The 7,491-nt window shown below is 41.2% G+C and carries 1 protein-coding gene and 1 pseudogene; both read left to right on the forward strand.

The window, feature by feature from the left end; genetic code table 11:
• Nucleotides 1-1,097 precede the first annotated feature (1,097 nt).
• Nucleotides 1,098-2,768, forward strand: coding sequence for a poly alpha-glucosyltransferase (locus A5882_RS08555; RefSeq protein WP_225869261.1), 1,671 nt, complete (start codon nucleotides 1,098-1,100; stop codon nucleotides 2,766-2,768).
• Between the two features lie 89 nt (nucleotides 2,769-2,857).
• Nucleotides 2,858-7,491 (forward strand): annotated as a pseudogene (locus A5882_RS20090) (hypothetical protein); the annotation flags it as partial.

The following is a 7,491-nucleotide window of genomic DNA, read 5'->3' on the forward strand; positions in this document are numbered from 1 at the left end:
CACAAATCGAAAGATTGGAATTCATCATACTTTTTGTGTGCACTATGATTATTTTAAAACTCGTCATATTAAGGTATTGTGATGTTTCTATGGGGATTCACGAGGGAAATTAATGATGAGTCATGCTCATTAAATCTCATAATAATTACCGATTAATCGATGAGATGGTCAAAATGGAATCCGTTACTGGTAAAGTGAGAACATAAAAATTATTAGCTAGCGAGTAGCAGTTACGATTGCGTAGAAAAGGACGTGAGTTCTTTTCTACGTATTTTTTTGGTTTGCCTCATTGATTGAGTTGAAATATTTGAAGGGTTCATTTGTTATATATGGAAGGGATATTTCTCTTATTACATGAATCGTATTAGGAAGTTTTAAATAAAAGTAGGCAAATTATATAGTAATAAGTTTATATAATGAAGATTTTGATGGCTAATTTATATTAAGCTTATATACTGATACAAAGCGAAATATTCTTTCTTTTTATTAAAATTAACAAAAGATTATGTAGATGGAAACGTTATCGAACCATAATGGGCTTTCTTCTTATTCCAATTTTTAGCGAAGTTTTCAAAAAAGACATATGGTTATTATTTGTTATATTAACGCTAAAAAATCATCTTTTTATCTGCGTTTCTGAAAAGTGCAATATGCTATGAAAATTTAGATTTTAATTTCTTCACTACCCTGTGTAACCTTATATGTGTAATGAGGATGCGTAATTTCAATACTTTTAATTAGCGATCAAATTCATTGTTTTCGATCGTGGAAATATTCACTATTTGCGGTAAACATCCTTTTTTATTTTATAAAAGCGAAGCAGGTAAGTAATAAAATTTTAGGATCTATAGAAAAGAACGCAGCATGTCATCTTAGCTTTCGAACCAAAACCTTATTTTTCAATGACGCTCCTTAAGAAAAATGGTTCAAGGAAAAGAAAAAGGGGGATGAGTACATCAAATAGTTAGCTATCTCACTACATGTATAAACAGTCATGAGCATTCATTGAAATCATAGCAATGGGTAAAAGTTTAACGCAATGAATGGAAGATTTATCTCAAAAACTGGTCAAACTGATTAAATTGGAGAGTTGTTCAATGTTAAAGCACTCAAAGTTAGTTCAAATTAAAGCAAAACTTAGTAGCTATTATGAAAAAAGTAATATGCAAGGTCAAACAGTCATCTACATTTCGTGGTCAACTGGTCAAAGTAGGGCAGAAGTAAAGTCTTTCTGCTCGAAGGATTTTGATAGAACATGGATTAAGGTTCAAAGATTTTTTGAAAGAAATAATTTGAGTATGGTCAAGTATCTCAAATTTGATGTTGTCATCTACTCAAAGAAAATTCCTTATCAAAAATTTGACGAAATGCTAAAAGAAACACCAAGAAACAACTATTTTCGATATGGGATCGCTTTTGATGAGGAATTACGTATTTCTTTGCTGGAAGAAGAAATTAATGGGAACATGATTTTCCAACCGGATAGAGAGCATAAAATTGGGAAAAATAAACCAAATTTATCTTTCAATCATGTAAATCTGAGCAAATATCTTTTCCGGAAATATAAGAAACCTATTATTTTACCCGATCCCCTCAAGGCTATCACCATTTTTAGAACGAGAGGAATAATGGTGAATGAAGGCTCGGAACTCTATGAGCTTCAGTATCGTGGACCGGGGATCAATGTGAGACAGCATTTGAAGAAAAATATTGTATCTGATTTAGAAAGAGTGATTAAAGATGGGCGCAAATATTTAAGCGATCAAATACTTGATTCAGGAAAATTCATATATGGCTATTTTCCTCAGTTTAATAAAACGCTAATCAACTACAATACGGTAAGACATTTTTCCACTTTGTATGCGTGGTTAGAAGCAGTCGAAGACTTAGAAACCTATGAAGAAGATCTTCCGAAAATTAAGAGTGGGCTTGACTGGGGGATTCAAAACCTAACGACTGATATTGAAGGGCACTTGCTTTTCAAAGATATTATCGATCGAAGAATCGACGCCTTTGAATACAAACTTGGAAGCAATGCGATGGTGCTGTTAGCATTTTCAAAGTATCAAGAAATAACTGGTGATTTACAGTATGAAGAAATTCTTATCAATACGGTGAAAATGATCAAAGAATATTTTATTCAAGATGGAGATACAATTCACGTTCTAAACGAAAAGTTAGAAGTAAAAGAGGCTTTCCGGACAGTTTATTACGATGGCGAAGTACTATTCGGTCTCGCTAGAGCGTATAAGCAAATTCCAGATGATACCACTTTATCATTAGCGGAATCAATTTTGAAAAAATTAGTAGAAAAAAAATATTATAAATACCATGACCATTGGATAAGCTATGCCGTTAATGAGCTATCAGCTTTATTACCTAAAGAGGAATATTATGAGTTTGGTATTCGAAATGCTACAGAAAATTTGAATTTTATCAACAAACGAGACACTGCTTATCCTACCATGCTAGAACTTTTAGTTGCGGCTGCTAAATTTGTTGATCACTTAGATACAAGTGAACAATATTCACATTTGTTAGAGAAGTTTCCTAAAGCGAAGGATATAAAACCAACTATGGATAAGCGAGCGTTGCATGAAATGAACGTAGGGGTGTTTTATCCGGAGGTTGCTATGTATATGGCAAAACCAAATATCATTGCTGGTGGTTTTTTTGCAAGACACGATAATTTTAGAATGAGAATAGATGATGCAGAGCACTTTTTAAGTGGACTAATCAATTATAAGAATTATCTCAAAAGCAATTGAGGTTCACTTAATTGCTAAGTTTATATTTATTTTGAATGTGAACTTAGCAATTAATAGAAATCTTATTAATTACTAAAAGGGAGGAAAAAATGAAAAATCAATTTGATCACGTTCAGTCATTGAATAGGAAAAATATTAAGAAAAAAAATGCTAAAAATAAGCTAATTTACAATGCTATGATTGCTGGTGTAATTACAAGCGGCTTGTTTGTAGCTGAAACAAAAGTAAATGCCGAGTCTGTAAACGTTACAGATAGCACAGGAGGCTATGAAGAAGTTGCACCTCGAATAGGGATTAACTTTGGCTTCACAGATAAGTTCAATAAATTATCTGCAGATGAGGACGGGATTCACATAGCAACAGCAGGTGAATCTAATACATGGCTAAACATTGGTTTGATTTCTCAATTTAAGCAAACGATCTATTTAGATCCTGATTTAGCAGATCAATTCTTCTTAACCCCAAATTATACAGACTATATTTCAGGAACGATTTCTCGACCGTCAACTTTCTTAGGTTGGGGTGATGTAACTGAAGACATTAAAGATGTATGGGATGCGAGAACCGGCATTATCTCAGGTTATGAAACGATGGGGTATGATCCTGATACCCATTCCATCACCTATTATACCCCTAACTATTTAATTCAGTTGAGTAGTGTAGATATTGCTATTGATCTAAAGATTGATTTGGCAAGATGGAAAGAAGATAATCCTCGAGACAACATGGTGATTAGGAAGGATAATTACTCTGTTAGAAGTGTAACAACTAGTGCAGACTGGATTGTTATTGGAGGTAGTGGAACAATATCCGGGGAACTTTCTTCTGAGGGGATTTATAACACTTGGATAGAGAACCCGGTAGAGACGACTACATTATTAACTTCTGACGATCAAAATTTCTATGGAAATGGGAAGCAAGATCTCGTTAATGAACATGATACCGATTATTTTGTTGAACTATTAGTCAATGGTGTACCAAGAGATACAATTGGTATGGATGAAGACGGCAATTGGGAATACGATTTTGGTAGTTTTCTGCGAGAGGGTGATATCGTTACCGCAAGGGTAAAAGGAGTTCATCAATACGTATTGCGCAATGGAAAAAGGTATACAAAATATTCTGGTATTACTTACCATAGCACAGGTACAGATATTGTAGACTATGAAGATTGGGTAGTAAGTAATCCAATAGTTCATCAAGCGTACACTGGTGAGTATTTAGTTACTGGGTTAAACTTGCCACAAAATCGTCAAGCGGGAAGAACGTATGATTTAGTATTGACTATTGAAGGGCAGGAAGTCCTAAGAAGAGAAAATATCTCAAATGATTTTGAATTCTCTTCAATGTGGATCGTGGATGGATCACCAGCGCCGTTGCCTGAAGGTGCAGTTGTTGAAGCATATGTCATTGGAAAACAAGATGGGCATGAAGATAAAGTAAGCTCAACAACTACGATGATTGTTGAAAATATCGATGACTATGATCAATGGGAAGTTCAAGCTGCAAGAGTTGATCCATTAAAAGAAGACGATCAACTGATTAGTGGAAGTGTTCCACTTCAGAGTAGAGCGTACGAGAGAAGCTATAACTTAGAACTACTGGTGAATGGCCGTCTCGTTAATACTGAAGAAGATATTCCAGTAACAAGTAGAAGTTATGTATTCGCATATGATGTAAATGAATTAAATCTAGATCTTTCTTATGGCGATGAAGTAACAGTCAGAGTTGTCGGACAACAACCGGATGTTGCTAATCCGAGTCAGATAAGAACTAAGGCAGTTGAGACAACAGTAAATGTCGATGACACAACTGGCTACAATAACTGGGTAGTCAATCAACCAAAACTAAATGATATCTATGTTGGTGACAATGTAATAACAGGAAGTCATGAACAAGATGATACATTTGGTAGAACGTATTCACTTGACGTTTATATCAATGGTGAACTTGTAGAGAAGAATGTACCAATTAATGCTAGCGGTGAATTTGAAATTCCACTAGATGCTGAGCTCAATCTTGGTGATGAAGTAAGTATTGTTGTAAACGGACATCAGGAAAATCGTGATGATAAACAGTCTGATATGGTTGCTGTAATTATACAAGAACCTATTGATACTGACTCAGATGCTGATTCCGATTCCGATTCAGATTCAGATTCCGATTCAGATTCAGATTCCGATTCAGATGCTGATTCAGACGCCGATGCGGATGCTGATTCCGATTCAGATGCTGATTCAGACGCCGATGCGGATGCTGATTCAGACTCAGATGCAGATGCCGACTCAGATTCCGATTCCGACGCTGATGCCGATGCAGATTCTGATTCCGATTCCGACGCTGATGCAGATTCCGATTCCGATTCAGATTCCGATTCCGATTCAGATTCCGATGCAGATTCTGATTCAGATTCCGATGCGGATTCCGATTCCGATTCAGATGCGGACGCCGATGCTGATTCCGATTCCGATGCTGATGCTGATTCAGATTCAGATGCGGACGCCGATGCGGATGCTGATTCAGATGCGGATGCGGATGCCGATTCAGATGCGGACGCCGATGCGGATGCCGACTCAGATTCCGATGCCGATGCTGATTCAGATTCAGACGCAGACGCTGATTCAGATTCAGACGCCGATGCTGATTCCGATTCCGATTCCGATGCCGATGCGGATTCAGATTCAGACTCAGATGCAGATTCCGATGCTGATTCCGATTCCGATTCCGACGCTGATGCTGATGCAGATGCTGATTCCGACGCCGATGCTGATTCAGATGCCGATTCAGATGCCGACGCCGATGCGGATGCCGATGCGGATGCAGATTCCGATTCAGATGCGGATGCCGATGCAGATTCCGATTCCGATGCGGATGCAGATTCCGATTCAGATGCGGATGCCGATGCTGATTCAGATTCAGATTCAGATGCTGATGCTGATTCCGATTCCGATTCAGACGCCGATGCTGATTCCGATTCCGATTCAGACGCCGATGCCGATGCAGATTCCGATGCCGATTCAGATGCGGATGCTGATTCCGATTCAGACGCTGATGCGGATGCCGATGCGGACGCCGATTCAGATGCCGACGCCGATTCCGATGCTGATTCAGATGCCGATGCTGATGCTGATGCCGATGCTGATGCTGATGCTGATGCTGATGCTGATGCTGATGCGGACGCCGATGCTGATGCTGATGCTGATGCTGATTCAGATGCTGATTCAGATTCCGATGCTGATTCCGATTCAGATGCCGATGCGGACGCCGATGCGGATTCCGATGCGGATGCAGATTCAGATTCCGACTCAGATTCCGACGCCGATGCGGATGCGGATTCAGATTCAGATTCCGATTCAGATGCTGATGCGGATTCAGATTCAGATTCAGATTCAGACGCTGATTCCGATTCAGACGCTGATTCCGATTCAGACGCTGATGCTGATTCAGACGCCGATGCGGATGCGGATGCCGACTCAGATTCCGATTCAGATGCGGACGCCGATTCCGATGCTGATGCCGATGCCGATTCCGATGCAGACGCCGATGCTGATGCCGATGCTGATGCGGACGCCGACTCAGATTCCGATTCAGATGCTGATGCTGATTCAGATTCCGATTCCGATTCAGACGCTGATGCTGATTCCGATTCAGACGCTGATGCTGATTCAGACGCCGATGCGGATGCGGATGCCGACTCAGATTCCGACTCAGATTCCGACTCAGATTCCGATTCAGATTCAGATGCGGATGCCGACTCAGATTCCGATTCAGATGCGGACGCCGATTCCGATGCTGATGCCGATTCCGATGCAGACGCCGATGCGGATGCTGATGCTGATGCGGATGCGGATGCTGATGCGGACGCCGACTCAGATTCCGATTCAGATGCTGATGCTGATTCCGATTCAGACGCTGATTCCGATTCAGACGCTGATGCTGATTCCGATTCAGACGCTGATTCCGATTCCGACGCTGATGCTGATTCAGACGCCGATTCAGATGCGGATGCCGACTCAGATTCCGACTCAGATTCCGATTCAGATGCGGATGCCGACTCAGATTCCGATTCAGATGCGGACGCCGATTCAGATGCTGATGCCGATGCCGATTCCGATGCCGATTCCGACGCCGATGCCGATGCGGATGCCGACTCCGATTCCGATTCAGATGCGGATGCTGATGCTGATTCCGATTCCGATGCGGACGCCGATGCTGATTCAGACGCCGATGCGGATGCGGATGCCGACTCAGATTCCGACTCAGATTCAGATTCCGATTCCGATGCGGACGCCGATTCAGATGCGGACGCCGATTCAGATGCGGATGCGGATGCCGATGCAGACGCCGATTCAGATGCGGACTCCGATTCCGATTCCGATTCCGATGCTGATGCGGATGCTGATTCCGATTCAGATGCTGATGCGGACGCCGATTCCGATTCAGATGCGGACGCCGATGCTGATGCGGATGCTGATTCCGATTCAGATGCGGATGCGGACGCCGATGCGGATTCCGATGCGGATGCAGATTCAGATTCCGATTCAGATGCCGACGCCGATGCTGATGCTGATGCCGATGCTGATGCCGATGCTGATGCGGACGCCGATTCAGATTCCGATTCAGACGCTGATGCTGATTCCGATTCCGATTCAGACGCTGATGCTGATTCAGACGCCGATGCGGATGCGGATGCCGACTCAGATTCCGACTCAGATTCAGATTC

This window comes from Enterococcus sp. 4E1_DIV0656 (assembly GCF_002140695.1).
Taxonomy (GTDB): Bacteria; Bacillota; Bacilli; order Lactobacillales; family Enterococcaceae; genus Enterococcus_D; species Enterococcus_D entomosocium.

What these genes read in the sequence shown, in the direction of transcription:
- A5882_RS08555 (WP_225869261.1), top strand. Translation starts at nt 1,098, where the DNA reads ATGTTAAAGCACTCAAAGTTAGTTCAAATTAAAGCAAAACTTAGTAGC.